We start from the raw sequence: 1,464 nt of genomic DNA, 5'->3' as shown, positions 1-1,464 counted from the left end.
CTCCATCAACTAAGACACCAGTTAAAGATACAGCAAACTTGACTGATGCAGAAAAAGCAAAAGTTAAAGAAGCCGTAGAAGCAGCGAACCCAGGATCTAAAGCAGAAGTAGGTCAAGACGGAACAACAACAGTAACGTTCCCAGATGGCTCAACAGCAACACTTACAGGTGATCAAACTGTTAAGACTGCAGATTCAAATGGTGTTCAAGCTCCATCAACTAAGACACCAGTTAAAGATACAGCAAACTTGACTGATGCAGAAAAAGCAAAAGTTAAAGAAGCCGTAGAAGCAGCGAACCCAGGATCTAAAGCAGAAGTAGGTCAAGACGGAACAACCACAGTAACGTTCCCAGATGCCTCAACAGCAACACTTACAGGTGATCAAACTGTTAAGACTGCAGATGCAAACGGAGTTCAAGCTCCATCAACTAAGACACCGGTTAAAGATACAGCAAACTTGACTGATGCAGAAAAAGCTAAAGTTAAGGAAGTAGTAGAAGCAGCGAACCCAGGATCTAAAGCAGAAGTAGGTCAAGATGGAACAACTACAGTAACGTTCCCAGGTGGCTCAACAGCAACACTTACAGGTGATCAAACTGTTAAGACTGCAGATGCAAACGGAGTTAAAGCTCCATCGACTAAGACACCGGTTAAAGATGCAGCAAACTTGACTGATGATGAAAAAGCAGAAGTTAAGAAAGCCGTAGAAGCAGCGAACCCAGGATCAGTAGCTGAAGTAGGTCAAGACGGAACAACTACAGTAACGTTCCCAGATGGTTCAACAGCAACACTTACAGGTGATCAAACTGTTAAAGCTGCAGATGCAAACGGTGTTAAAGCTCCAACAACTAAGACACCGGTTAAAGATACAGCGAAGAACTTGACTGATGCAGAAAAAGCTAAAGTTAAGGAAGCAGTAGAAGCAGCGAACCCAGGATCTAAAGCAGAAGTAGGTCAAGATGGAACAACTACAGTAACGTTCCCAGATGGCTCAACAGCAACACTTACAGGTGATCAAACTGTTAAGACTGCAGATGCAAACGGTGTTCAAGCTCCATCAACTAAGACACCAGTTAAAGATACAGCTAACTTGACTGATGCAGAAAAAGCAGAAGTTAAGAAAGCAGTAGAAGCAGCGAACCCAGGATCAGTAGCTGAAGTAGGTCAAGACGGAACAACTAAAGTAACGTTCCCAGATAAATCAGAAGGAACATTGACTCCAGAGCAAACTGTAGTTAAAGCAGAAGAGAAAGCTAAAGACGCAGACGGTCTTAAAGCTCCAGAAACTAAGACTCCAGTTAAAGATACAGCAAACTTGACTGATGCCGAAAAAGCAAAAGTTAAGGAAGCAGTAGAAGCAGCGAACCCAGGCTCTAAAGCAGAAGTAGGTCAAGACGGAACAACCACAGTAACGTTCCCAGATGGCTCAACAGCAACACTTACAGGTGATCAAACTGTTAAGA

1 pseudogene is annotated in these 1,464 nt (G+C 43.2%); it reads left to right on the top strand.

Annotated elements, in window-relative coordinates:
• Window positions 1-1,464: pseudogene (locus QM911_RS09800) on the top strand (protein with ysrik-signal peptide); the annotation flags it as partial.

The sequence above is a fragment of the Streptococcus infantis genome (assembly GCF_047460825.1).
Taxonomy (GTDB): Bacteria; Bacillota; Bacilli; order Lactobacillales; family Streptococcaceae; genus Streptococcus; species Streptococcus infantis_V.
Note: the sequence above shows the minus strand (reverse complement) of the source record. Positions and strands in the feature narration are given on the sequence as shown.